The 25,236-nt window shown below is 61.8% G+C and carries 24 protein-coding genes and 1 pseudogene; 11 read left to right on the forward strand and 14 right to left on the reverse strand.

All coding sequences use genetic code 11. The annotated features are described in order from the left end of the window. Nucleotides 1-9 precede the first annotated feature (9 nt). Both GGD53_RS09390 and GGD53_RS09395 read right to left on the reverse strand, forming a co-directional pair. Nucleotides 10-510, reverse strand: a complete 501-nt coding sequence (locus GGD53_RS09390) for a hypothetical protein (protein WP_184455224.1) — start codon at nucleotides 508-510, stop codon at nucleotides 10-12. Beyond that, nucleotides 507-1,136: a DNA-3-methyladenine glycosylase I gene (locus tag GGD53_RS09395; RefSeq protein WP_184455226.1), complete on the reverse strand. Its 630-nt coding sequence runs from the start codon at nucleotides 1,134-1,136 to the stop codon at nucleotides 507-509. Before GGD53_RS09395 ends, GGD53_RS09390 begins: the two co-directional genes overlap by 4 nt. Before the next feature lie 248 nt (nucleotides 1,137-1,384). Here GGD53_RS09395 and GGD53_RS09400 point away from each other — a divergent pair, with 248 nt between their 5' ends. The 3 genes from GGD53_RS09400 (at nucleotide 1,385) to GGD53_RS09410 (ending at nucleotide 3,756) form a co-directional block, all read left to right on the forward strand. After that, a complete protein-coding gene (locus GGD53_RS09400; RefSeq protein WP_184455228.1) occupies nucleotides 1,385-2,131 on the forward strand; it encodes a L,D-transpeptidase in 747 nt (248 codons plus the stop codon). Between the two features lie 135 nt (nucleotides 2,132-2,266). Further along, a complete protein-coding gene (locus tag GGD53_RS09405; protein ID WP_064800799.1) occupies nucleotides 2,267-2,959 on the forward strand; it encodes a L,D-transpeptidase in 693 nt (230 codons plus the stop codon). Nucleotides 2,960-3,081: 122 nt separating this feature from the next. Further along, on the forward strand, nucleotides 3,082-3,756 hold the full coding sequence (locus tag GGD53_RS09410) for an outer membrane protein (RefSeq protein ID WP_184455230.1): 675 nt from the start codon (nucleotides 3,082-3,084) through the stop codon (nucleotides 3,754-3,756). Nucleotides 3,757-3,779: 23 nt separating this feature from the next. Here GGD53_RS09410 and GGD53_RS09415 read toward each other — a convergent pair whose 3' ends face one another. The 4 genes from GGD53_RS09415 to GGD53_RS09430 form a co-directional block, all read right to left on the reverse strand. After that, complete coding sequence (locus GGD53_RS09415; RefSeq protein ID WP_184455232.1) at nucleotides 3,780-4,217, reverse strand: hypothetical protein; 438 nt, start codon at nucleotides 4,215-4,217, stop codon at nucleotides 3,780-3,782. Nucleotides 4,218-4,260: 43 nt separating this feature from the next. Next, nucleotides 4,261-5,571, reverse strand: a complete 1,311-nt coding sequence (glcF, locus tag GGD53_RS09420) for a glycolate oxidase subunit GlcF (RefSeq protein ID WP_184455234.1) — start codon at nucleotides 5,569-5,571, stop codon at nucleotides 4,261-4,263. 238 nt (nucleotides 5,572-5,809) lie between these two features. After that, complete coding sequence (glcE, locus tag GGD53_RS09425) at nucleotides 5,810-7,009, reverse strand: glycolate oxidase subunit GlcE (protein ID WP_184455236.1); 1,200 nt, start codon at nucleotides 7,007-7,009, stop codon at nucleotides 5,810-5,812. Further along, nucleotides 7,006-8,445, reverse strand: coding sequence for an FAD-linked oxidase C-terminal domain-containing protein (locus GGD53_RS09430; protein ID WP_184455238.1), 1,440 nt, complete (start codon nucleotides 8,443-8,445; stop codon nucleotides 7,006-7,008). The genes glcE and GGD53_RS09430 overlap by 4 nt, the downstream gene beginning before the upstream one ends. A 157-nt stretch (nucleotides 8,446-8,602) precedes the next feature. Between GGD53_RS09430 and GGD53_RS09435 the strand changes: the two genes are divergently transcribed. The 6 genes from GGD53_RS09435 (at nucleotide 8,603) to GGD53_RS09460 (ending at nucleotide 15,132) form a co-directional block, all read left to right on the forward strand. Then, on the forward strand, nucleotides 8,603-9,499 hold the full coding sequence (locus GGD53_RS09435) for a LysR family transcriptional regulator (protein ID WP_184455239.1): 897 nt from the start codon (nucleotides 8,603-8,605) through the stop codon (nucleotides 9,497-9,499). Between the two features lie 319 nt (nucleotides 9,500-9,818). Next, the gene (locus tag GGD53_RS09440) at nucleotides 9,819-10,331 is read left to right on the forward strand and encodes an NUDIX hydrolase (RefSeq protein ID WP_184455242.1); all 513 of its coding nucleotides are present in this window, start codon (nucleotides 9,819-9,821) and stop codon (nucleotides 10,329-10,331) included. Between the two features lie 63 nt (nucleotides 10,332-10,394). After that, the gene (locus tag GGD53_RS09445) at nucleotides 10,395-11,894 is read left to right on the forward strand and encodes an inorganic phosphate transporter (protein WP_184455244.1); all 1,500 of its coding nucleotides are present in this window, start codon (nucleotides 10,395-10,397) and stop codon (nucleotides 11,892-11,894) included. A gap of 17 nt (nucleotides 11,895-11,911) precedes the next feature. Then, nucleotides 11,912-12,649: a 16S rRNA (uracil(1498)-N(3))-methyltransferase gene (locus tag GGD53_RS09450; RefSeq protein WP_184455246.1), complete on the forward strand. Its 738-nt coding sequence runs from the start codon at nucleotides 11,912-11,914 to the stop codon at nucleotides 12,647-12,649. A 144-nt stretch (nucleotides 12,650-12,793) separates the two neighbouring features. Next, the gene (locus GGD53_RS09455; protein ID WP_184455248.1) at nucleotides 12,794-14,167 is read left to right on the forward strand and encodes a glutamate--cysteine ligase; all 1,374 of its coding nucleotides are present in this window, start codon (nucleotides 12,794-12,796) and stop codon (nucleotides 14,165-14,167) included. A 98-nt stretch (nucleotides 14,168-14,265) separates the two neighbouring features. Beyond that, nucleotides 14,266-15,132, forward strand: coding sequence for a DUF937 domain-containing protein (locus tag GGD53_RS09460; RefSeq protein WP_184455250.1), 867 nt, complete (start codon nucleotides 14,266-14,268; stop codon nucleotides 15,130-15,132). Nucleotides 15,133-15,218: 86 nt separating this feature from the next. On the opposite strand, the gene GGD53_RS09465 is transcribed toward GGD53_RS09460, so the two are convergent. Beyond that, entirely contained in the window at nucleotides 15,219-15,518 is a 300-nt protein-coding gene (locus GGD53_RS09465; protein WP_184455252.1) for a DUF1127 domain-containing protein, read from the reverse strand. Between the two features lie 256 nt (nucleotides 15,519-15,774). On the opposite strand from GGD53_RS09465, the gene GGD53_RS09470 reads away from it, so the two are divergent. Further along, entirely contained in the window at nucleotides 15,775-16,731 is a 957-nt protein-coding gene (locus GGD53_RS09470; protein ID WP_184455254.1) for a LysR substrate-binding domain-containing protein, read from the forward strand. Between the two features lie 7 nt (nucleotides 16,732-16,738). On the opposite strand, the gene GGD53_RS09475 is transcribed toward GGD53_RS09470, so the two are convergent. From GGD53_RS09475 to GGD53_RS09495, 5 genes and pseudogenes are all read right to left on the reverse strand, one after another. Then, on the reverse strand, nucleotides 16,739-17,380 hold the full coding sequence (locus GGD53_RS09475) for a TetR family transcriptional regulator (RefSeq protein WP_184455256.1): 642 nt from the start codon (nucleotides 17,378-17,380) through the stop codon (nucleotides 16,739-16,741). Nucleotides 17,381-17,607: 227 nt separating this feature from the next. After that, on the reverse strand, nucleotides 17,608-18,024 hold the full coding sequence (locus GGD53_RS09480) for an MAPEG family protein (RefSeq protein ID WP_184455258.1): 417 nt from the start codon (nucleotides 18,022-18,024) through the stop codon (nucleotides 17,608-17,610). A gap of 106 nt (nucleotides 18,025-18,130) precedes the next feature. Next, nucleotides 18,131-18,685 carry a hypothetical protein gene (locus tag GGD53_RS09485; protein ID WP_184455260.1) on the reverse strand — a complete coding sequence of 185 codons (555 nt, stop codon included), beginning with the start codon at nucleotides 18,683-18,685 and terminating at the stop codon, nucleotides 18,131-18,133. Between the two features lie 2 nt (nucleotides 18,686-18,687). Further along, nucleotides 18,688-20,172, reverse strand: coding sequence for an IMP dehydrogenase (gene guaB, locus GGD53_RS09490; protein ID WP_184455262.1), 1,485 nt, complete (start codon nucleotides 20,170-20,172; stop codon nucleotides 18,688-18,690). Nucleotides 20,173-20,555: 383 nt separating this feature from the next. Further along, nucleotides 20,556-21,547: pseudogene (locus GGD53_RS09495) on the reverse strand (MBL fold metallo-hydrolase). Nucleotides 21,548-21,787: 240 nt separating this feature from the next. Here GGD53_RS09495 and GGD53_RS09500 point away from each other — a divergent pair. After that, on the forward strand, nucleotides 21,788-23,212 hold the full coding sequence (locus GGD53_RS09500; protein ID WP_184455266.1) for a DHA2 family efflux MFS transporter permease subunit: 1,425 nt from the start codon (nucleotides 21,788-21,790) through the stop codon (nucleotides 23,210-23,212). A gap of 5 nt (nucleotides 23,213-23,217) precedes the next feature. Here GGD53_RS09500 and GGD53_RS09505 read toward each other — a convergent pair whose 3' ends face one another. Together GGD53_RS09505 and GGD53_RS09510 are read right to left on the reverse strand one after the other, a co-directional pair. Then, a complete protein-coding gene (locus tag GGD53_RS09505) occupies nucleotides 23,218-23,601 on the reverse strand; it encodes a VOC family protein (RefSeq protein WP_184455679.1) in 384 nt (127 codons plus the stop codon). A gap of 107 nt (nucleotides 23,602-23,708) precedes the next feature. Next, nucleotides 23,709-24,983, reverse strand: coding sequence for an O-antigen ligase family protein (locus tag GGD53_RS09510; protein WP_184455268.1), 1,275 nt, complete (start codon nucleotides 24,981-24,983; stop codon nucleotides 23,709-23,711). Nucleotides 24,984-25,236 lie beyond the last annotated feature (253 nt).

The following is a 25,236-nucleotide window of genomic DNA, read 5'->3' on the forward strand; positions in this document are numbered from 1 at the left end:
AACCCAGCCTCATTTCGCCTTGGGAGGCGCCTTCGGAAACAGCGAGGGAGAGTCCGGCTCAGCCGGCGGCTGCTGCGGGGGGGCGGCCAACGGCTCGATCAGGATGCTGAAGGGGGCCCCGAGGCCGCGGCGCGGCGAGACCTTGGAGTAGTAGGGACGCAGCAGCCAAGTGGTGTTTTCCTTCACCGTCGTCTGAAAGCTCAAACCGTCCTCATCGGTGCCGAAGAAAGCTTCGTCATCGGGTTTCGACAGGTCGAAGATCGCCAGGAAGGCGAACTTGCTCTTGGTGGAAAAATCGATCTTCACGTGCTGACCGGCGCGCACCGGTAGCGTGTAGACATGGCCGCTGCCGAATTTCGTCCATCCCTTGAGCTGCATGGTGACGGCCGGAAACTGCAGCTTCTCCAGCTTCTCGCCGGGATCGAGCTGCGGCGTCTGCGCCGCGGCAAAGGCCGGCAAGAAGAATAGGGCAAGGGCAGCGAACACTATTTTCACGGACAGATCTTTCATGGTCGAACCAGGACGGCGCGCATCGCCTCCACCTCGGGCCGGCAGAAACAGCCCTCCAGATGATCGTTGACGAGGCCCATCGCCTGCATGAAGGCATAAACTGTGGTCGGGCCGACAAAGGTCCAGCCGCGTTTCTTCAGATCCTTCGAAATGGTGACCGATGTCGGCGTCGTCGGATTGGCGACGATGTGGTCGCGATCGACCACAACAGGCCGCTCGTTGTGGCCGGGTTCGTAGCGCCAGAAATAACGGGCGAGCGAGCCGAATTCGTCCCGAAGTTCGATGGCGCGCCTGGCATTGTTGATCGTGGAGACGATCTTGCCGCGATGACGGATAATGCCGGCATCGGCGAGACAGCGAGCCACATCCTTCTCACCGAAGAGGGCAACCTTCTCGAAATCGAAGCCGGCGAAGGCGGCGCGGAAACTCTCGCGCTTGCGCAGGATGGTCAGCCAGGAAAGACCGGATTGGAACCCTTCGAGGCAGATCTTCTCGAAGAGGCGGATATCGTCGGTGACAGGGCGGCCCCATTCCTCGTCGTGGTACTTGAGATAGTCCGGCAGGTTGGCGTGCCAGTGGCAGCGGCTCCTGCCGTCCTCGCCGATGATGATGCCAGTCGTGCTCATGTCCGCTTCATTCTCCGGGATCCGCTTCGTTCTCCGGTCATGATTCCGGCTTTACCATTTGCAAACCGTCTTTCCAAACCGATCCGTAACCCTGACGAAAAGTTTATTCGCCCGGTCGGTCTTTCATGGATCGATCTTTACCATTCGCTGGCGGATGGAGTGGCAGCGTCTTTCCCGGTCGGAACATCTCCGCCCAAGCGGACCCGTCCCGCCAGTCCATTTTCGGTCATTTGTAGAGAGTTCGTCCGATGATGAAACACCTTTTTCTTGCCGCAGCCTTCTGCGGCACCTTCTCCACGGCCGCCATTGCAGACGACCGCTACGCCACCCGCCCACCTGTTATCCTCAGCCCCGATCTGACCGCACCGTGGATCAATCAGCTCGGCGGCAAGGTCCGGCCTGTCGTCTATCAGCGCCCGGTCGTCCAGCCGCAACAGCGCGGCCTTTTCCAGCGCCGCGTCATCCGCCAGGCGCCGCAGCCCGCCCCCCAGACCGTTTCGGCGATCAATCCCGGCATCCCGGCAATCCGCCACCCGATCGAGCCGCAATATCTGCCGCAGATGGTCGATTACGACACCACGGAAAAACCCGGAACCATCGTCATCGATACCAACAATCGCTTTCTCTATCTCGTCATGGACGGCGGCAAGGCGCGGCGCTACGGTGTGGGCGTCGGTAAGCCCGGCTTCGAATGGGCCGGCGCCCACAAGATCACCCGGAAGATCGAATGGCCGGACTGGACGCCGCCTTCCGAAATGATCAGCCGCGAAGCCGCCAAGGGTCATTACCTGCCGGCGCGCATGGACGGCGGCCCGGAAAATCCGCTCGGCGCCCGCGCCATGTATCTCGGCTCGACGCTCTACCGCATCCATGGCACCAATGCGCCCTGGTCGATCGGCAGCGCCGTTTCTTCCGGCTGCATCCGCCTGCGCAACGAGGATGTCGTCGATCTCTACGACCGCGTCAACGTCGGAACCCGCGTCATCGTCATGTAAAGACACAGGCGATATCTTGGAAGCCGCAAGAACAGGCGGTTTCCTTCAGCGAAATTGCTTTATCCGGCCGGGCCGATCTTGAATCGAGCAGGAGTTCATGTAGCTTCGGGCGAATTTGCTTGAGGGGAATCGATCATGATCAAACTAATGCCGGGTCTGGCTGCCGCCGGACTTGTCCTGTCCTTGATGTCTACATCCGCCTTTGCAGCACCGGCTGGCTCCACGCCCGACAATACACGGGCTCCGGCGCAGATCGTGCGCGTCGCGCAGATGCCGAAATATGTGAAGCCGCAGTTCAAGCGCAAGAAAGTGCGCCTGGTGACGACGGAAGTGGCCGGCACCGTCATCATCGATACCAACAACAAATATCTCTACCTGGTCGAAGGCAACAACCGCGCCACCCGCTACGGCATCGGCGTCGGCCGCGACGGCTTCGGCTGGTCGGGTATCGTCAAGATCGGCCGCAAGGCCGAATGGCCGGCCTGGACGCCGCCGGCCGAAATGCGCCGCCGCGAAGCCGCCAAGGGCCACATCATCCCCGCCTTCCAGGAAGGCGGCGAGGACAATCCGCTCGGTGCGCGCGCCATGTATCTCTACCAGGGCGGCCGCGACACCATCTTCCGCATCCATGGCACCAATCAGCCGTGGACGATCGGCCTCAACATGTCCTCCGGCTGCATCCGCATGATGAATGAGGACGTGATGCATCTTTATGATCGCGCCCCCGTCGGCACCAAGGTGATCGTCATCGGTCCCGGCAACAAGCAGGGCAAGGTGGCGTTCGAGGACCGGGGCATCGACGTGTTGCGCACGATGTTCGGCGGCTGAGCAACACTTGCGAAAAAACGAAAGGCGCATTCTGACGCGCCTTTTCTTTTCCTTAGACTTTACGGCGGAAAGCTGGCACTGGTGCCTAAGAGTCGACATATTTGCAATATCGGGGCTATTCAATGACATCTGCGCTGCGTTCCTCCGCCTCCCTGCTTGCGGGCATCGCGCTTTTCACCATCTGTTCAGCAGCCTCCGCCTCGGCGGAAGACCTGGAATTCTCGATTTACGGCGGCTATCAGACCGCGCCGCACAGCGGCGTCGACGTCTCGGACGGCACGCATTTCACGGCCGGCTGGGAAGGCAAATCCTTCGGCAGCCCGCCCTATTACGGTGGCCGCGTCACCTGGTGGCTCGAGAATTTCAACAAGCCGAACTGGGGTATCTCGCTCGACTACACCCATGACAAGGTCTATGCCGACGACGACACGCTCGCCAAGGCCGGCTGGTCGCATTTCGAATTCACCGACGGCCTGAACCTGCTCACCGTGAACGGTCTCTATCGCTTCCAGGATCCGACCCGCCGCTGGACGCCCTATCTCGGCGCCGGTGTCGGCGTCAACATTCCGCATGTCGAAGTGATTCGCCCCGAGGGCAAGACCTGGGCTTATGAGTTCGGCGGCGTGACGCTGCAGGCCCAGGCCGGCGTCGACTTCAAGGTGACCGACCGCTGGTCGACCTTCGTCGAATACAAGGGGACCTATTCGCGCGTCGACGTTCCGATCGACAGCGGCGACCGACTGAAGACCAACGTCTTCACCAACGCCGTCAATGTCGGCGTATCGTTCCACTGGTAATGAATTGAAATTCAGCTGCGGCGCTATTTCATGCCGCAGCTGACCTTGCCCTCGACGGCGTAAGGTTTGCTGCCGCCCTCGATCGTCAGGGAATAGGTGCCGCTGAAATTCGCCGCCGGCTTGCCACGGGCGCCGGCGACCACCACCAGATCCAGCGTTGCGCCGCCGGTATCGTCACCGCCGCCGTCGAAGACTTCCAGGAGCAGTTCGCCATCGCGCGACCAGTGATTGCTCAGATGCTGCGATTCGAACACACGTTTTGCAAAAGCCGCTTGTGCTGGATCCTTGACAATAAGCGCGCCGCGGAAATGGTTGAGCCTATGGCCGCCTTCGTTTGCGAAACCGCTTTCGAGGGTGAAGCGCGCCTGCGCGTCATCGGCGGAACAGAATAGGCGGCTGTCGGCATGGGCCGCGCCTGCCGCACCGAGCAGTCCCGCAAGTACAATCATTCCCCGCCACATCACCCAACCTCCCGGGATCAGCCCGAATGGGCCTGCATTCCCTTCAGCCTAACGGCAAACCGGTTAATTTTTCCGGCATAGCGCCGCCATAGGCCCAATCGAGAAGTTCGACCGTATGCAGGATTGGGATCTCGGTGCCGGTGGCGATCTGGGTGATGCAGCCGATATTGCCGGTGGCGATGATATCGGCCTCGGTGGCCTCGATGTTCTTGACCTTGCGCGCCTTCAGCGCCGCCGAAATCTCCGGCTGCAGGATGTTGTAGGTGCCGGCCGAGCCGCAGCAGAGATGGCCTTCGGCCGGATCGCGCAAAGTGAAGCCCGCCGCCTTCAGCAATTGCTTCGGCTGAAGGGTGATGCGCTGGCCGTGCTGCATCGAACAGGCGGAATGATAGGCGACCGTGATGCCCCTCGGCAGATGGGCCGGCAGGTCGAGGGTCGCCAGATATTCGGTAATGTCCTTTGCCAGCGCCGAGACCCTGGCCGCCTTTGCGGCATAGGCGGGGTCGAGGCGCAGCATGTGACCGTAATCCTTGATCGTCGTGCCGCAGCCCGATGCGGTGATGATGATCGCATCGAGGCCATGGCTGTCGATCTCGCGCGTCCAGATATCGACATTGGTGCGGGCGCTTGCGAGCGCCTGTTCGGCCCGACCCATATGGTGGACCAGCGAGCCGCAGCAGACCTCGCCTTCCGGCGCCACGACCTCGATGCCGAGCCGCGTCAGCAGCCGGATGGCCGCCGCGTTGATGCCGGGATCGAGCACTGGCTGGGCACAGCCGGACAGGATCGCCACCCGGCCGCGCCGCTCCGCCTCGGGTCGATGGGTGCCGGGTTTTGAAAAGTCTGAAGGCGCGGGGACGCGGCGCGGCGCAAGCGCCAGCATGGCGGCAAAGGGTTTCAGCGCTGCCCCCCGCATCAGTCCGGCAAAGGGGCGGCCGAGACGGGCGAGATGGAGCGCCAGGCGGAAACGGCCGGGATAGGGCAGTACGGCGGCGAGAATGGCGCGCGTCAGCCGGTTTATGAACGGCCGCCTGTAAGTCTCTTCGATATGGGCGCGGGCGTGATCGACCAGATGCATATAGTCGACGCCCGAGGGACAGGTGGTGACGCAGGCAAGGCAGGAGAGACAGCGGTCGATATGGGTGACGACCTCGGCATCGGCGCGGCGGCCGTTTTCCAGCATGTCCTTGATCAGGTAGATACGGCCGCGCGGGCTGTCGAGCTCGTTGCCGAGGGTCACATAGGTGGGACAGGTGGCGGTGCAGAAACCGCAATGGACGCATTTGCGCAGGATCTGCTCGGATTCGGCGACATGGGGATCGAGCAGTTGGGTTGGGGTGAAGTTGGTTTGCATCTAGCGGGGCCTCCGCTTGGGGGGCGCTGTGCCTGGGGCACCCGCCTCTGTCCTGCCGGACATCTCCCCCACAAGGAGGGAGATCAGATGGGCGCAACGGTTTCCCCAAACAACCACCGTGGAATTACTTCGATACGGTAGAGAGGGACCGGTGATCCGACCTCTTGCCAATCTCCCCCCTTGTGGGGGAGATGTCCGGCAGGAGAGAGGGGGGTGACCCACGCACAGACTCATCTTCTCACCCCATCTTCCCCGGATTGAAGATCCCAGCCGGATCGAACTTCTCCTTCACCCGCCGCGACAGCATCGCCACCGCCTCCGGCTCCGGATGAAAGGCGGCCGTTGCCGCCCTCGCCACCGCCGACGCGCGGATCAGCGTGGCATGGCCGCCGCCGAGCGCCTTGATGAAGCGGCGGACCAGCTCTGCTTCGGGGTCTGCCTCCATCCTCATCCAGACGAGGCCACCCTGCCAGTCGTAAAAGGCGTCGACACCGGCTTCCAGGCGAAGTGCCGCGACCAGCTGATGGCCGGTTCCCGGCGCGACCGAGACGCGCCAGACCGGCCGCGTCGTGCCGTCGGCATAGGGCAGCACGTCGCGGATCTCCTGCCAGAGCCTCTGGCTTTCCGGCTCATCCAGCCGCGTCACCGTGGCAAAGGCCGACATGACAGCCGCAAGCTTTTCGATGCGCACGTCGACCGAACCGGCCAGGCCTTCGACGCGCAGAACCGTCGCCTCGCCCTCGGGCAATTTGCCGGCAAGGAATTTCCAGGTCACCGTCAGCGGCAGATGGGCGGCACTGGAGACCTCGACCGGCAGCGCCATCGCCGCCGCCATGGCATTGGCCGCTTCGGCATCGTTGAGGCCGGAGAGAACCAGCGTCTGTTCCGTCTTCGGGCGCGGTGGCACGCGGAACGTGACTTCGGTGAGAAAACCCAGCGTGCCGTGCGAGCCGGCAACCAGCTTGACGAGATCGAGGCCGGTGACGTTCTTCATCACCCGGCCGCCGGCCTTGATGATCTCGCCCCTGCCGTTGATGAAGCGCACGCCGAGCAGGCTGTCGCGGGCAGCGCCCGCAATGAGGCGGCGCGGGCCGGAAACATTGGCGGCGAAGACGCCGCCGATCGTCGGCTCGCCCGACCTGCGCATGACTGGGCGATGATCCATCGGCTCGAAGGCGAGCATCTGGCCGTTTTGCGAAAGCACCGCCTCGACCTCGGCAAGCGGCGTACCCGAGCGGACCGTCATGACCATCTCGCCGGGATTGTAGGCGACGATGCCGGAAAGCCTGGTCGATCGCAGCCGGTCTTCTGATGCAACGGCATTACCGAAACCCGAGCGCGTGTCACCGCCACAGATAGCGAGCGGCCGGTTCGTCTCCGCATGTGCGAGGACGATCGCCGCCGCCTGTTCCTCGCTTGTCGGCATCAGATCGATCATGCGGCGGGGCGCCCTTCGAGCGGGAAGACCTTCGACGGGTTGAGGAGCCAGCCGGGGTCGAAGGCGGCGCGCACCGCCATCTGCTGGGCGAGATCGGCCTCTGAATACTGATGGCGCATCAGGTCGCGCTTTTCAATGCCGACGCCATGTTCGCCGGTGAGGCAGCCGCCGGCGTCGACGCAGAGCTTGAGGATATCGTTGCCGGCGGCTTCGGCGCGGGCGGCATCCTCGGGATCGTTGGCATTGAAGAGGATCAGCGGATGCATGTTGCCGTCGCCGGCATGAAAGACGTTGGCGACCCGCAGGCCGTAATGATCGACGATCTCCGTGGTCGTCTTCAGCACATGGGAAAGCTGGCTGAGCGGCACGGTGCCGTCCATGCAGATATAGTCGGCGATGCGGCCGGTGGCGCCGAAGGCGGATTTGCGCCCCTTCCAGATCAGCGCCGCTTCGGTGGCCGACTGGCATTCGCGCACCGTCTTCACAGCGTGCCGGCGGGCGATCTCGACGATGTCTTTCAGGGTGGCGTCCATTTCGGCTTCCGAACCCTCGACCTCGACGATCAGCAGCGCCCCGACATCGAGGGGATAGCCGGCATGGGCGAAGGCCTCGCAGATCTCGATCGCCGGCTTGTCCATGAATTCGATAGCAACCGGGATGATGCCGGCGGCGATGACATCGGCAACGCAGGCGCCGGCCTCTTCCGAGCTTTCGAAGCCGAAGAGCACCGGACGGGCGCCTTCCGGCTTGGCGATCAGCCGCACGGTCGCCTCGGTGACGATGCCGAGCTGGCCTTCGTGGCCGCAGACGAGGCCGAGCAGGTCGTAACCGGCCGCATCAAGCGCCTTGCCGCCGAGCTCGATCACCGTACCGTCGACCAGCACCATCCTGACGCCGAGCAGATTGTTGGTGGTGACGCCATATTTCAGGCAGTGGGCGCCGCCGGAATTCATGCCGATATTGCCGCCGATCGTGCAGGCGAGCTGCGAACTCGGATCAGGCGCGTAGAAAAAGCCGTCGGCCGAGACGGATTCTGAGATGTTGAGATTGGTCACTCCGGCCTGAACCACGGCGACGCGGTTCGGCAGATCGATTTCGAGAATGCTGTTCATCTTCGACAGGCCGAGCACGACGGCATCCTCCTGCGGAATGGCGCCGCCGGAAAGCGAGGTGCCGGCGCCGCGCGGCACCACGGGAATACCGTAACGGTGGCAATAACGCATGACGGCTGCCACCTCGGCCGTGGTGCGCGGCAGAGCGACGGCGAGCGGCAGGCGACGATAGGACACGAAGGCATCGGTTTCGAACGGCACCAGCTCGCGCGTCTCATGAATCAGACATTCCGGCGGCAGAAGATCGGCGAGATCGGCAACGATCCGGGCGCGGCGCGCCAGCACATCGGCGCGCGGGGCGAGAAACGGAATGGCGTCGGACATGGTGTTCTCCCTGGCCCTGACGACGGGAAATCGCAGCGGGAAGATGACAGCGGGACGGGCCGCCAGCCTCTGCCGCCGGTGAACCGGCTTAGCACTTTCCCGAAAGTGGCGCAAATGCTAAGCACTTATGTCAAAAGGGGAAAAGTCTGAAAACCTTATGACCAATCTGGGTGATCTCGAAATCTTTGCCAAGGTCGTTTCGACGGGAAGCATGTCGCTCGCCGGGCGGGCGCTCGGCTTTTCTCCTGCCGTCGTTTCCAAGCGGATCAAGCGGCTGGAGGACCGGCTCGGCACCAGGCTTCTGCAGCGCACGACGCGGCAGATCTCGCTGACGGAAGCCGGACAAGGTTTTTACGACCGCGTTCTCGGTATTCTCGCCGGGTTGGAGGAGGCCGAATTCTACATTTCCGGCCGCTCGGCGCAGATGCACGGCACGCTGAAGATCTCGGCGCCGACCTCCTTCGGCCGCATGCATATCGCGCCGCATCTGAAGGCTTTCATGCAGGCGCACCCGGAGCTTGCGATCAACCTGGTGCTGACCGACGAATTCAGCGACATCATCGGCAGCGGTTTCGATCTGGCGATCCGGATTGCCGAACTGACCGATTCCAGCCTCGTCGCCCGACGGCTGGCGCCGGTGCGCCGGCTCCTCTGCGCTTCGCCGGATTATCTCGCGGCGCATGGCGAGCCAAGGCATATCGACGACCTGAAACACCATCGCTGCCTGCCGGCGCACAACAGCGATAGCTGGCGGCTGAACGGGCCGGACGGGCCCCTCAGCCTGCGGCCCGACGGCATGCTGATCACCAACTCCAGCGAGGTGATCCGCGAGGCTGTCATATCAGGCCTCGGGATCGCGCTGCGCTCCACCTGGGATATCGGCGAGGAACTGAAGACCGGCCGCCTGGTGCAGGTGCTGCGCGCCTATGAGGGCTCGCACAATGTCGCACTCTCGGCCGTCTATCCCAGCCGGCAGTTCCTGCCGGCCAAGGTACGGCTGTTCATCGACTATCTCACCGAGCTTTACGGGCCAGTCCCCTATTGGGAGCGCTGATACCGCCGTAACCGCGGGCAGAAGGCAACCCAGCGTGGGAAGGCGAGGCACGGTTGCCACATTTTTAAAAAAAGAATCGTGGTGGAACAACGGATTCCGCCATTGATTGGAGATGCGGACGAAGCCATATTGTACACCTGTGCAATATGGCGCATTCGAGACAGGTCGTGGCGGATTTCTGAGCCTGCCCCAGCTCGATTTCCCCTATCAACGGCGGTTAAATCATGTTTCGGTCGTCTGCGGCTTTGGATTGCGTAAGCGTTCCGTGATACATGTATATGAGTGATTCCTAACAACCACTGTAAAGGTGACCCGACAATTGACTCTTCTCGCCCGATTGGCATCCGATGTGCAACTGATGTTCCGGCGCCCGCCGCGACAACAATATGGTGCGATCTGCTACCGGGTGAAGAAGAAAAGCGGTGATGTCGAAGTTCTGCTGATGACGAGCCGTGACACCGGCCGCTGGGTCATTCCCAAGGGCTGGCCGATGAACGGGAAGTGCGCCCATGAGGTCGCCGCGCAGGAAGCCCTGGAAGAAGCCGGCGTACGCGGCGCGGCCGAGGCGGAAACGCTCGGTTCCTACACCTATCAGAAGGTGCTGCGTGACGGGGTGCAGGTCGTCTGCAAGGTGCAGGTCTATGCGCTTGAGGTCACCGACATGGCAAAGAACTTCAAGGAAAAGGGCGAGCGCACCATCGACTGGGTCTCATGCGACGAGGCGGCCAGCCGCGTCCGCGAACCAGAACTTCGCAACCTCTTCCTCGCCTTCAAGCAAAAGATGACCGATAGACTGTCGGCCAAACCGGCGAAACAAATTCCGGCGGAATGAATCCTGCCATCTTGCACTGCTAGGAAAGCAGCGTAGAAGCAGATTCATCCTTCAGGAAAAAGAATGCCGCCCCGTCCCGCAGTTCTGACGAAACGCACGCTCGACAAGGACCTCGATAAGATCACCTATGTCGAGGACGCGGCAAAGCATGTTGCGCGACGGCTGGTGGCGCCTGGGCTCGGGCTGATTTTCGTCGGCCTCGTCATGCTTTTTGCAGGCGTCTACGTCTTCGACCGGCCGGGAGCCGTGCTCGTCGTGGCGGCAGCGGCCCTTGCCGGCTACATGGCGCTGAATATCGGCGCCAACGACGTGACCAACAATGTCGGTGCGGCCGTCGGTGCACGCGCCATGACGATGGGCCAGGCGCTTGTCATTGCTGCGATCTTCGAGGTCCTGGGGGCAACGATCGCCGGCGGCGAAGTGGTCAAGACGATCTCTTCAAACATCGTCGATACCGTCCAGCTGCCGCAGGCAGCGCTTGGCTGGATCATGATGGCGGCGCTGATGGCCGCGGCCCTCTGGATCAACCTTGCAACTTGGATGAATGCGCCGGTTTCCACCACGCATGCGATCGTCGGGGCGGTGATCGGCGCCGGCATCTCAGCTGTGGGGCCGGAGCCGGTGAACTGGGGGGTGATGTTTGAGATCACCTCAAGCTGGATCACTTCGCCATTGATCGGCGGGCTGATCGCGGCCGGCCTGCTCTATCTCGTCAAGACACTCATCATCTATCGCGACGACAAGGTCGCGGCGGCACAGCGCTGGGTGCCGGTGCTGGTGGCCGTCATGGCCGGCGGCTTCATGGCCTATATGGTGCTGCAGCTGTCGCCGGTCGGCAGATTTCCGCCCCTCACCGTCATTCTGATCGGCATCGGCATTGGGCTGGTAAGTTGGCTTGCCGCTCGGCCACTTGTTCTCGCGCAAGCGCGGGATCTCGAAAACCGCAACAGCTCACTGCGGGTGCTGTTCCGGCTGCCGCTGATCGGCTCGGCGGCACTGCTTTCTTTTGCGCATGGCGCAAATGATGTTTCGAACGCGGTTGGGCCGCTTTCAGCAATCGTCCATTCGGTCGGTATCGGCGGCGACGGCGGCGTCGGCCATCCACCGCCCTGGGTGCTGCTGATCGGCGCCTTCGGCATCTCCGTCGGCCTGCTGCTCTTCGGGCCGCGCCTCATCCGCCTCGTCGGCGAGGAGATCACCAAGCTCAACCCGATGCGCGCCTATTGCGTGGCTCTCTCGACCGCTTTCACCGTCATCGCCGCCTCCTGGCTTGGCCTGCCGGTCAGCACCACGCATATCGCCGTCGGCGCGGTCTTCGGCGTCGGCTTCTTCCGCGAATGGTACACTCGCCGTTCCAAGCGCCGCATCGCTTATATCAGGCGCAAGGCCGACAGCTGGGAACTGGATGAACCGGAGGAGCCGAACATTCATGAAAGGCGGCGGCGCTATCTCGTGCGCCGCTCGCATTTCATGACGATCATCGCGGCCTGGATCATCACCGTGCCGGTTTCGGCAGCGCTTGCGGCGATGATTTATTGGGTTATGTTCGCGCTCTTTGTCTGAAACCTCAGGTTTTTCAAATGCGCGCCAATTTCCGCATGCAACGGCTTTTCGTCGACGCGCCGCTTTCCAGCGGCGCCGTCGTGGAGGCGAATGCCGAACAGTTCAACTATCTCGCCAATGTGCTGAGGATGGAGAACGCTGCGGAGATCCTGCTCTTCAACGGCCGTGACGGCGAGTGGAAGGCCTCCCTCTCCTTCCCCACGCGCAAACGCATCCAGCTGACGGCAACCGAGCAGACGCGGCCACAGCCGGCGCCTTGCGATCTGCATTATCTCTTCGCGCCGCTCAAAGTCGGGCGCATGGATTATCTCGTGCAGAAGGCGGTCGAAATGGGAGCAGGCCTGCTGCAGCCTGTCATGACCCAGCACGTGCAGGGCAAAATCACCAATCTCGACAAGCTGCGCGCCAATGTTGTCGAGGCGGCGGAGCAATGCGGCGTTCTCGGCATCCCTGATGTGGCCGAACCGGTGAGACTTTCCGATCTGCTCGACCGCTGGCCGAGCGAGCGGCGCATCATCTATTGCGACGAGGGTGATGCCGGGCAAAACCCGCTGCCGGTGCTGGCAGCCATCCAGGAAAGGCATCTCGCTCTGCTCGTCGGGCCGGAAGGCGGCTTTTCGGAAGACGAGCGGGCGCGGCTTCGAAGCCTCGATTTCGTCACCGCCATTCCGCTCGGGCCGCGCATCCTCAGGGCCGATACGGCGGCCGTTGCGGCGCTGGCGGTGGTCCAGGCGGCGATCGGCGACTGGACGTGAGCGGGAAAACGGTTGACGCGGAAATCACTGCTGTTTTTTTGATGCGTCGTTGAAAGAATTTCACTTGCAACATACGTGGCTTGGGTCCTAATCACCTTCCAATTGCCCGGCCCCCTGGGCGCCTTTTGAATACAGGTACCCCGCATGGCCCGCGACACTACCGACCAGACCCCGCTCTCTTCGGTTCAGGAATTGACCGATTACATCGCCGCGGGCAACAAGCCGCGGGAGCGCTTCCGGATCGGCACCGAACATGAGAAGTTCGCCTTCTTCCGCGCCGACAACAGCCCGGTTCCCTACTTCGGCGATGCCAGCATCTCGGCCCTGCTCACCGGCCTGCAGAAAAAGAGCGGCTGGGAGCCGATCCTGGACGGCAGCAACATCATCGGCCTTGCCGAACAGAACGGCATGGGCGCGATCTCGATCGAACCAGGCGGTCAGTTCGAACTCTCCGGCGCGCCGCTGGAAACGATCCATCAGACCTGCAAGGAATCGAACCAGCACCTGGCGACGCTGCGCGAGATCGCCGAACCAATGGGCATCCGTTTCCTCGGCATCGGCGGCAGCCCGAAATGGACCTACGCCGAAACGCCGCAAATGCCGAAATCACGCTACGAGATCATGACCCGCTACATGCCGAAGGTCGGCACCAAGGGCCTCGACATGATGTATCGCACCTGCACGATCCAGGTGAATCTCGATTTCTCCTCGGAAGACGACATGCGCAAGAAGATGCGTGTCTCCATGAAGCTGCAATCGCTGGCGACCGCGCTCTTTGCCTCCTCGCCCTTCACCGAAGGCAAGCCGAACGGTTTGCTTTCCTGGCGCGGCGATATCTGGCGCGATGTCGACAACCGGCGCTCCGGCTTGCTCGACTTCACCTTCCGCGCTGACTTCGGTTTCCGCGACTACGCCGAATGGGCGCTCGACGTGCCGATGTATTTCATCGTCCGCAACGGGCGCTATCACGACTGCACGCATGTGACCTTCCGCCAGTTCATGAACGGCGCCTTGAAGGGCGAGGTCGCCGATCCCTCGCCGACGATGGGAGACTGGACCAATCATCTTTCGACGCTCTTCCCCGATGTGCGGCTGAAGCGTTTCCTCGAAATGCGCGGCGCCGACGGCGGCCCGTGGCGGCGCATCTGCGCCTTGCCGGCCTTCTGGGTCGGCCTGCTCTATGAAGATGCGGCCCTCGAGGCCGCCGACGAGCTGACGAAGGATTGGAGCTTTGCCGAGGTCAGCGCCCTGCGCAACGCCGTTCCGGCCGAAGGGTTGCAGGCTGAATTTCGCGGGCACGCGCTGCTCGAGATGGCCCGCGAGGTGGTCGCCATATCGAAGGCCGGCCTCAAAGCGCGCGGCAAGCTCAACGGCGAAGGCCAGGACGAGAGCATCTTCCTTGCGCCGCTCGACGAGGTGCTTGCCAAGAAGGCGACGCTCGCCGAGGATCTGCTGTCGCTCTATCACGGTCGCTGGCAGGGTTCCGTCGAACCGGTCTTCGAGGACTATCAGTACTGAGACCGTCCTAAGCTCTTCTGGCAAAAAGCCGTTTGCACATTACCATTTCCGGATATAGTGGCGTTACAACGCGTCACGACTCGGGGAAAGGGACCTCCATGCTGCCACTCTTCGACATGATGATGCAGGCGCAGAACGGCGCCGCGATGGAGGCCGTCGCCCGGCAATTCAACCTGGCGCAGGAACAGGCGACCAAGGCCATGGCGGCGCTGATGCCGGCCTTTTCCGCCGGCCTGAAGCGCAGCACCAACAATCCTTACGATTTCGTCGGACTGATGCAGGCCGTTGCCTCCGGCAACTACGCGCGATATTTCGAGGATATGAGCCGGGCTTTCACGCCGGAGGGCATTTCTGACGGCAACAATATCCTTGCCCAGCTTTTCGGCTCCAAGGAGGTTTCGCGCGCGGTCGCCGCCCAAGCCGCGCAGATGACCGGCATTGGACAGGACATCTACAAACAGATGCTGCCGGTGTTGGCCGATACGCTGATGGGCGGGCTCTTCAAACAGACGACCGGCCAGATGGCTTCGCCGGTCAACCCCTTCGTCAATACGGCGATGGCCGAGACCATCCAGCAATGGCTGGAGAGTACCGGCTTCCCGCCGAAACCGAAGGCCGCGCAGCCCAGCATCTTCGACAATCCCTTCACGCAGGCGATGCAGCAGATGTTTTCGCTGCCGAAGGCTCAGCCGACACCTCAGCCGAACCCCTTCCTCGACAATCCCTTTGCCAAGGCCTTCCAGGAGATGATGGGTGGACTTGGCCAGCAGCCGGCGGCTCAAAAGCCGGCAGCCAAGACGCAGGCAGCGCCGAAGGAAGAGGCGAAAGTCGCGGCCGAGAGCTATGGCGAGATACTGAACGCCATGTTCGACAGCGGACTGGAAGTGCAGAAGAGCTACCAGAGGAATCTGGAGGCGATTTTCGAAACCTATCGGCCGAAGCCTTCGCCTGACACCAAGACATAAAAAGACCCGGCGATGGCTGGGAAAGCCGATCACCGGGTCAAGCGGCAGGGCTATTGGCTATCACCCTGCGGGGAAACTCGACGCTCCTACTCCTGGTAGGAGCGGAAGAGCGACAGGCGCCAGCGATTGCGCGCCGAGCGCGTCAGATGTTCCGACGGGTCCTCGAAGAAGGTCGACGCCAGGAACGCGGAGGTCAGATCGGCCCTGGTGAGGCCGATATCTCTCAGCTGCGTGTCGTTCAGATCATGCAGCGCGTTGATCTCGATGCGATTGCGGAACACGCGAAAGAGAGAGGCCAACGGTGCGAGACCTGCCGCCAGACGCTGGGAAAACGTCGGGGTCGGCTTGTCGCAATCGAGTTCGAGTGTCTGGTCTGTCATGCGCATTGAACTCTCCTTTCTGTACAGCGCCGCGCGTCCTTCAGACGTGGAAAGGGCGCTGTAACGTTTCAGATCTGCGCGCAAAGCAACCCACCCCTCCCGCGAGGTCGTGCGAGAAGGAGCAAGCTGAATTCCGCTTGAACAGGCAGGGTGTCTGTCCTTCACTTTGCTTTGATTTGCATCCCGAAGATGCCAAAGACCTATTGATCAGTCCAACGAATGTTTCTAATGATTATCATCAGCTATCTTTATAGGTGACCCCATGTCCGCGCCTCTTGATCTCGACCAGTTGCAGACTTTCATCGCCATCGTCGATTCCGGCAGCTTCACCAAGGCCGCCGACAGGGTTTACAAGACCCAATCCGCCGTCTCCATGCAGATGCGCCGTCTCGAAGAGCGCATCGGCAAGCAGCTGTTCATCAAGGACGGCCGCGGCAACCGGTTGACCGTCGAGGGCGAAAAACTGCTCAACTACGCCCGGCGCATCATCCGCCTCAACAATGAGGCGATCGCCGCCTTTGACGACAATAGGCTGGAGGGGACGCTGCGCATCGGCACGCCGGACGATTACGCCGATCGCTACATGCCCGATATCATCGGCCGCTTCGCCAAGACCCATCCGAATGTCGAGCTTTACATCGTCTGCGAGCCCTCGGTGGATCTGGCCGAGCGTATGCACAAGGGCGAACTTGATATCGCGCTCGTCACCCACAATCCGCGCGAGCGCATGTCCGATGTGGTGAGAACCGAGCCGCTCTGCTGGGTCGGCTCGGCCAACCATCCGATCCGCGACGACGCGCCGGTGCCGCTTGCCGTTGGCCGCCGCGACTGCCAGTGGCGCCAGCTCGCCTGCTCGGCGCTCGATGCCGTCGGCCGCGAGCACCAGATCCTGTTCACCAGTTGGTCCTGCACCGTCGTCGCCGCGGCCGTCCTTGCCGGGATGGCGGTCTCGGTCATGCCGGAATCGGCGCTGCGGACGGGCATGAAGGTGCTGAGCCAGGCCGACGGTTTTCCGGCGCTGCCGCCGGTGCAGATCGGCATCATGAAACGGCCGGGCGTCTCGCTGTCGCTGATGAACGCAATCACGGCCCATATCACTGCCTGCCTCGACAACATCACGCCGGCTGTCGTCGACGACGGTCTGGACGCGGATGTCAAATCCGCCCAGGCGCGCCTTTATCCGCGGCTGAAGGCTGCCAATATGGTGCCGAGCTGGTAGGAAGGCTCTATGCGGCGCTCGGCACGCTCGTGGCGAAAAGGGAAGCGCGGATGACGCGTTTCCACTCGCCGAGCATGCGCCGCGCTACCGTCTCTTCGCTGACGGCGGCAAGCCGGACGACGGCGCCGATCAGGTGGCTGAAAAGGTAAGTGCGCGCGAACATTTCCTCGTCGCAGAGGTCGGGAGCCAATCTGCGTACAGCGTCATCAAAGATACCGGCGACGCGACCGCTGTGCTCGATATTCAGCCGAAGCAGATCCTGATCGGTCTCCGTTCCCATCCAGACGCCGAGATACACGGGATCGCCGCGATAGGATTCGTAATACCAGTCGATGGTGGCGCAGACGAGATCGATGGCCTGGTCGAGTGACTGCACGTCGCTGAACATCGCCGCCGTCTTCGCCTGGATCGCCGAAGCGTGCTGGTCGAACAGGGCTTTGACGATCGCCGCCTTCTCCGGGAAGTATTGGTAAACCGAGCCGATCGGCACCTTGGCGGCGACCGCGAGTTCCGTCATCCGCATGGCGCTGACGCCTTTTTGGGCGATGATTCTGGCGGCGGCAGCGAGGATAAGATCCAGCCTCTGGATGCTACGCTCCTGCTTCGGCTTCCTGCGCAAGCCGATGCGATCCATGCTTTCCGCGCCCATGTCGTTCCCATTCTTATTGTTTCGCAGCGGAGGCTATCTGCCACCACCGCGTCGAGCGGATATGACATGCAGGCCTTCATCAGCGGTAAATGGAAACGCTCACATTTTAACGATCGGCAACCGTCTGGAAAATCAGGCTTCTAGACCACATTGCTCTGATTGACTTGCACGCGAAAAACGTCGACTAGTTGTAAAATCCAGTGAGCTGCTGCCTGCGCACATCAGCGTCAGCCCACCGCCATCCAGATTGCGAGCCAACCCCACATGGCTGCAAGCACCAGATAACCGGCAGCGAAGATTGGGCTGCGGTAGCGGAGATCATTGCTGGTGACGTGAATGACGGCATGAGCATAACGCAGGATGACGAAGGTCCAGGCGAGGCAGACGGAGACAAGATTGTCTGCTTCGGTGACATAGAGAAGAACACAGCAGGCGTAGAAGAGCACAGGCAATTCGAACTGGTTGGCGAGGCAGTTCTTGACCACAAGGCTTTCGGCGGGTTCGTCACGATTTTCGCGATACTCCGATTGCTCTATCTTGCCGGCGCGGACCATTTTCGCGCGCCGCGTGCCCAGAAGCGCATAAATACCATAGACCAGGGCCACATGGGCGAGGAGTGGCCAGAAGATTTGATAGGCGGTCATATGGGCCTTAAGTCCTTTCCGCATTTGCAATCTTTCGAGCAATAGCCGAAAGCGGAACCGGATACCACGCGGCCTTAAATCGCAGAGACAGACGGCGCAAGCGCCCTCAGCCTTCGCGCGGCGACAGCCAACGGGCAATGGCAAGCCGAGCGGCAACGATGAAGCAGATAGCGAGGCTTGCGAATTTCAACCGCGTCATCCACGGCAGCAGGTGCATCGCAAGACCTTCAGACGCGCCGTTGTCAAAGGCGATCAGGCTGGAAATGTTCTCGCCGTAGTCGGAGATGCCGTAGATGAAAGGCAGCAGATAGATTGCCTTGGCAGCGAGCGGATGAAGCGACCGGCCGAACCACGAGCCGACAGGGCCAAGCCTGAGGAAAACAAGGAACAGCAGCGCCGTCAGCAATGCCGGAAAGATCAGCTCCGGCCCGAAATACATGGCGTTGAGCAATTTGGCTGCCGTCTCGTTCTCGTCGAGCAGCTTCTGCATGTGGAAGACGGCCGATTCGTCGTAACCGGCGAAATAGGTGTCGAGCACCGCTTGCCCGGTTTCGTGCTTGAAGGGCACGACGAAGCCGAAGGTCGTCCAGGCGAGCACGGCAAGGCAGAGGGCGGCGAGCAGCGCGACGACCCAGAGGGGAATTGCGCTGCCCGCCTTCATGATCAGAGGCCGGCGCCCGGATAATTCGGGCTCTCGCGGGTGATCGTCACGTCATGGGCGTGGCTTTCGCGAAGACCGGCGCCGGAGATGCGCACGAAGGTGGCGCGCTCCTGGAAATCCTTCAGATCCTTGCCGCCGACATAGCCCATGGCCGCCTTGAGGCCGCCGGCGAGCTGGTGGACGACTGCCGCTACCGGCCCCTTGTAGGGCACCTGGCCCTCGATTCCTTCCGGCACGAGCTTCAGCGTGTCGCGCACCTCCGCCTGGAAATAGCGGTCGGCCGAGCCGCGGGCCATGGCGCCGACGGAGCCCATGCCGCGATAGGCTTTGAAGGAGCGGCCCTGGTAGAGATAGACCTCGCCGGGGCTCTCATCGGTGCCGGCCAGCAGCGAGCCGATCATGACGGCGGAAGCGCCGGCGGCAATCGCCTTGGCCAGGTCGCCGGAAAATTTGATGCCGCCATCGGCGATGACGGGCACGTCCTGATCGCGCGCGGCCTCGACTGCCGACATGATGGCGGCGAGCTGGGGAACGCCGACGCCGGCGACGATGCGCGTCGTGCAGATCGAGCCCGGGCCGATGCCGACTTTGACGGCATCGGCACCCGCGTCGATCAGCGCCCTGGTGCCGTCATAGGTGGCGACGTTGCCGGCCATGATCCTGACCGAGTTGGACAGCTTCTTGACGCGGGCAACGGCATCGAGGACGCGCTGCGAATGGCCATGGGCGGTATCGACGACCAGAAGGTCGACGCCGGCCTCGATCAGCCGTTCGGCCCGCTCAAAGCCGTCATCGCCGACGCTGATGGCGGCGGCGGCGCGAAGCCTGCCCTGCGCATCCTTGGAGGCGTTCGGGTTCAACTGCGACTTCTCGATATCCTTGACGGTGATGAGACCGACACAGCGGCCTTCCGGGTCGACAACCAGCAGCTTCTCGATGCGATGCGAGTGCAGCAGGCGCTTGGCTTCCTGCTGATCGACGTTTTCCTTGACGGTGACCAGATTGTCCTTGGTCATCAGCTCATGGATCTTCTGCTCCGGATCAGAGGCGAAGCGGACGTCGCGGTTGGTGAGGATGCCGACGAGGCGGCCGGACTTCTCGACGACCGGGATGCCGGAGATGCCGTGCGACTTCATCAGGGACAGCGCTTCGGCAAGCTTCGCCTCCGGGCCGATGGTGACCGGATTGACGACCATACCGCTTTCGAACTTCTTCACCTGGCGGACCTCTTCGGCCTGCTCGATCGGCGTCAGGTTGCGATGGATGACGCCGAGGCCGCCGGCCTGGGCCATGGCGATCGCCAGCCGGCTTTCGGTGACGGTATCCATGGCCGAAGAGAGGATCGGGATGTTGAGATCGAAGTCGCGAGCGATGCGGGTTGCGATATTCGTCTGGCCGGGCATGACCTCGGAATGGCCGGGCTGCAGCAGCACGTCGTCGAAGGTAAGCGCGTCCGCGCCGGTTGCCGTTTCAATGATGCGGGCCATGGCCAAATTCCTTCAGTTAAGAAAATGCAACCCGTCCCGGAAACGAATCGTCCGCACCGGCGGTGTGCATGAGTTGCTTGGAAGTTGGCGAGGGCTGGTAACACGTCTATGACAGGAAGGAAATAGCAAAAAGCCCGGCGTGGCCGCCGGGCTCGTCATGGGAGCCATGCATCCACCGCATCGGCCCGAAAATCGGAATCGATTTCGGAAAGCACGATGCGTAGATTCTAAGTGTTACAGCGTCCTTTGCGCGTCTGATAAGACGCGCGGCGCTGTAAGGCGCATCGCGTCAAACCTCATTCATGCGATGCGCTTTAGCTTTTTGTTTTTACGCATGTCGTTATCCCGGAACCGCTGCACACTTCCGGGCGACATGCGGTAGATCAAATATCGAACTGATAGGTCTTCGGCACGAAGCGATAGCCGCCATCCTGCGGTTCGGCGAAACCGACAGCGGGGAATGGCATGTGATAGCCGAGGAAGGCGATCTTGTCGGTGGCGATCATGTCGAAAACCTTGCGGCGGCTGGCTGCCGCCTGCGCCTTGTCCATATCGAAGCGCACTTCCCAATTCGGGCGCAGCAGCGACAGAATATAGTGGTTGGCCGTATCGCCGGTCAGCACCAGGCGCTTGCCCTCGGATTCCACATGGAACACCATATGGCCCGGGCTGTGACCGGCGGCCAGCATCGCCGTCATGCCGGCCGCAACGCCGTCGCCATCCTTGATGAAGGTGGCTTTTTCGACGAGCGGCGTCACGTTGGCGAGCACGGCCTTGTGGCCGCCTTCGGCGGGCGTGCCTTCGCGTGATTTGTTCGACCAGAAATCATATTCGGCCTGGCCGATGACATAGCGGGCATTCTTGAAGGCGGCTGCGCCATTTTCCATCAGGCCGCCGATATGGTCGCCGTGCAGATGGGTGAGCGCCACGAGGGTGACATCGTCCGCCGAGTATCCTGCAGCTTTCAGGCCTTCGGCAAGCCGGCCGGCGCCACGCGCCCGCCCTGACGCACCGAAGCCGGTATCGACAAGAATGACATCCGAGCCGGTATCGATGAGGGCAGGCGAATAGCCGCTCAGGATCTTGTCGGGCGGCAGGAAGTTTGCGGTCAGCAATGCCTTGACCGTTTCGGGATCCTGATTGGTGCCGTAGGTTTCATAGGGTTTTTCGGAGATGTTGATGCCATCGCGCACCACGGTGAATTTATAGGAACCGAGCTTGAATTGATCGATCTCGGGCAAAGGCACTGCATTCATATTGTTGCTTTCTCCAGTCGCGGCCGCGGCCGCCTTCTCTCTTGAAATCACCGGCGCCGCCAGCAGCCCGAACCCTGCGGCAAAAACGTGCGCCGCTTTATTGGCGTTGGAATTGCCATATCCACTCCCGACGCGCGGTGTCATTGCGCTGCCTCGACGATATGCCCGCCCGGATTCCCGCCCGGGCGAGGTGAACATAGGTCATTCTTGATAGGGAAGGTTGCCGGGCAAGCCATCTCACGCAGACGTGAACCAAACGTGCCATCGAAGCGGATTGAAGGATTGGCAGGTCCAGGAAGTGGGTCTACACAGCAAATGCCTTTCCTGCTCCAATCCGCAGCCTATCACGGCTCCCGCCTATGAACCGCATCGTCCCGCTGATCCTTGCCGTCGCTCTCTTCATGGAGCAGATGGACTCCACCGTGATTTCGACGGCGCTGCCGGCAATCGCCGCCGACCTGCATGTCGGACCGATCACGCTGAAGCTGGCGCTGACCTCCTACATGGTGGCGCTGGCGGTGTTCATCCCGGTCAGCGGCTGGATGGCCGACAGATTCGGCGCCAAGAAGATCTTTCGCCTCGCCATCTCAGTCTTCGTCATCGGCTCGATCTTCTGCGCCGTCTCCTCCAATCTCGGAGAATTCGTCGTCGCCCGCTTCCTGCAGGGCATGGGCGGCGCGATGATGACGCCGGTCGGCCGTCTCGTCCTGGTGCGCACCACGCAGCGCAGCGACCTCGTCTCGGCCATGGCGCTGCTCACCATTCCCGCCCTTGTCGGCCCGCTCACCGGCCCGCCGCTCGGCGGCTTCATCACCACCTATTTCAGTTGGCATTGGATCTTCCTGATCAACGTGCCGGTCGGCATCATCGGCATCTGGCTTGCAACGATCTTCCTGCCGGAGGTGGAAGCGATGGCGCCGCCGAAGCTCGATTTCACCGGCTTCGTGCTTACCTCGTTTTCGGCCGCGGGTGTCGTCTTCGGCCTGTCGGTGGTCAGCCTGCCGGCCCTGCCGCCGATCATCGGCATCACCGCGACCTTGATCGGCCTTGCCTGCGGCGTCCTCTACATCAGCCATGCGAAGCGCCACCCGGCGCCGATCCTCAACCTCAACCTGTTCAAAAATCCGACGTTCCGGGCTTCGACCATGGGCGGCAATCTCTTTCGAATTTGCGTCGGCGCCATGCCGTTCCTGACACCGCTGATGCTGCAGCTCGGCTTCGGGCTGACGCCGTTCCAATCCGGCCTCATCACCTTTGCCGGGGCGATCGGGGCGATCACCACGAAGTTCATGGCCAAACGCGTTTTCGCCGCCACCGGCTTTCGCACGACGCTGATCGGCGCCGCCATGGTGACGACCCTTGTGACCGTCATCACCGGCCTCTTCACGCCGGCAACGCCGCACCTCGTCATCATCGGCGTGCTGCTCTTGGGCGGTTTCTCCCGCTCCTTCATGTTCACCGGCGTCAATGCGCTTGCCTTCGCCGATATCGATGATGCTGAAGCCAGCCAGGCGACATCGATGAGCTCCGTCATGCAGCAGGTCAGCCTGGCGCTCGGCGTCGCGGTGGCGGCCGCAATATTGGAGACCTCGATCTATATCAGGGGCGAGGCGCTTGATGTCGCTGATTTCCACCTGGCTTTCTACATCATTGCCGGACTGACGGTGATTGCGACCATTCCCTTCATCCGGATGGATCGCAGCGCCGGCGCGCTCGTGTCCGGCCACCGCTCGAGACGCCTGGCGGCATCTGCGATCGAGGCCGAGCAGCAAGCAGTGAAATGAGCTCCCTATTCAGAGCTCTCGCAGACGGCAGAGAGTTTGTTGCCGTCGAGATCGCGGACATAGGCGGCATAGAAATGGGCATGGTAGGAGCGCAGACCCGGCCCGCCTTCATCGGCGGCGCCTGCCGCGATTGCCGCCGCATGGAAGGCATCGACGGCTGCCCGCGTTTCGGCGGTGAATGCGACCATGGCGCCGTTGCCCGCAGTTGCCCGGTGGCGATTGAAGGGCGTCACCACCCAGAAGCGGCAGCGCGTATCGCCTGGCGCGGAATAGCCGATCTCCTCCTGCGAAAAATGCTGGCGACGATAGCCGAGCACGGGCAAAACGGCATCGTAAAAATGCCCTGCGCGGTCGAGGTCGTTGGTTCCGAGCGTGACGTAAAGAAGCATGGAATCATCATCGGCCGGGATCGCCCCGAGATCAAGCTTGCTCTGCGCCAGCTTCCGCCTTGCGGCCTTTGAAGCCCTTTGCAAGCCGCCGCCGATGTGCAGGACCGTCAGCTCGAAACAACGGGCGCAAAGCGTATGCTGCCTCGATCCGTGCAGATCAGGGCGACCATATAGGCGAAGATCGGATCGAGAGCCTTCTGGTTAAACATGATGCCAAAGCTACCGGTTATGACGTAGCTGCTGAAGAGCAGAAGAGCGAGCGCAATCGCCAGATCGCGGCCCGGCCCGGCTTTTTTTCTCCACGCGCCGATCACTGGTGTGAGCAGCATCAGCGAAAGCGCCGCGATGCCGAAAACGCCGGCATCAATTCCCGCGGTCAGAAAACCGTTGTGGACATGCGTGAAGGACAGTTTTGGCCTTATGTTATCAGGCAACTCCGCCAGAACCGAAGCCATCCGGTTTTGCGGGCCGTAACCAGTCAACGGGTCCTTACTGATTGCCGATAGTGCACCTTTGTACAAAGCGAACCGCGCACTCAGCGAAGTGATCTCACCGTCGGTGCGTTCCAGCGATGGCAGATCCCCTCGCAGCGCTTCGATGCGATGAAGGACCGGGCCGCTGCCTAAGGCAATAAGGCCCACCAATAGCAGGGAGCCTGTGATGGCGAGGCTGCGCAGGCTCAGATGGAAGTCATGTTTGCGAAAATACCAGAGAAAGATGACGAGATGGACGGGAATAACCAGCCAGGCCGAACGCGTTCCCGACAGCAGAACGCAACCGATACCCGCGGCGTATCCCAAAATCGCAATCCTTTGCTCCATGCTTTTGGGAGATTGAAGGTTGAGGAGCGCAATGCCGCCGAAGAGAATGCCTATGATCCCGAGCAGCGCAGCGTTCGTAGTCCCGCCCTCCGCCCGGTCCATAAGAAATGCAATCTGCAGAAGACTGAGCAGAAAAGTAACGATCATGCCGATCCCTGCGCCGAGGATGAAGAGCGGCACGAGACGGCCATCGGGAGATTGGCGCATCCGCGGCAATACCAGCCAGATCGAAAAGAAGGGCAGGAGCCGGAGTATCCAGTGCAATTCTTCGGAGTAAGGGGGATTGATGAACATGCTCGCGATCATCACTAACGGGTATATCGACATACCGACGGCAACCAACCGGTCGGATCTCGACAGGTTCATGGCAAGGCGGCCTGTCGCCAGGGAGTAGGCGCCCCACAGCATCGACGCGAGGAGGATGAAGGAGTTAAAGTTCGGCGAAAGTCCTGGAACGATTGAAAAGAGAAAGACCGCAATGCCGTTGTTTCGGTCGTGTGCACTTGCAGCCTTATTCCCGGGATAAAGCACTTCTATCATGAGTTGTTTGAAATATTTCATTTTGCCGGCCTGATCGTATCGGTCCTGCCTCGCTACGGATCGTGATGTCTGCTGTCAAGCCGGGGGCGCAATCCATAACCTTATCCAATGCGGTATTCAGACAACAGAATTCCGAATCGCCGTAACCCAATTTCCACAATGATCAACGATGCGACGCACGGATCAAGCTGATCGGCAGAAAGACACGGCTGAGGTGTAGGTTGATTTGATCTCTGATCGGTATCGCTTGCATGCGAGACACCGTTAATCGAGC

This window comes from Rhizobium aethiopicum (genome assembly GCF_014197535.1).
Classification (GTDB): domain Bacteria; phylum Pseudomonadota; class Alphaproteobacteria; order Rhizobiales; family Rhizobiaceae; genus Rhizobium; species Rhizobium aethiopicum_A.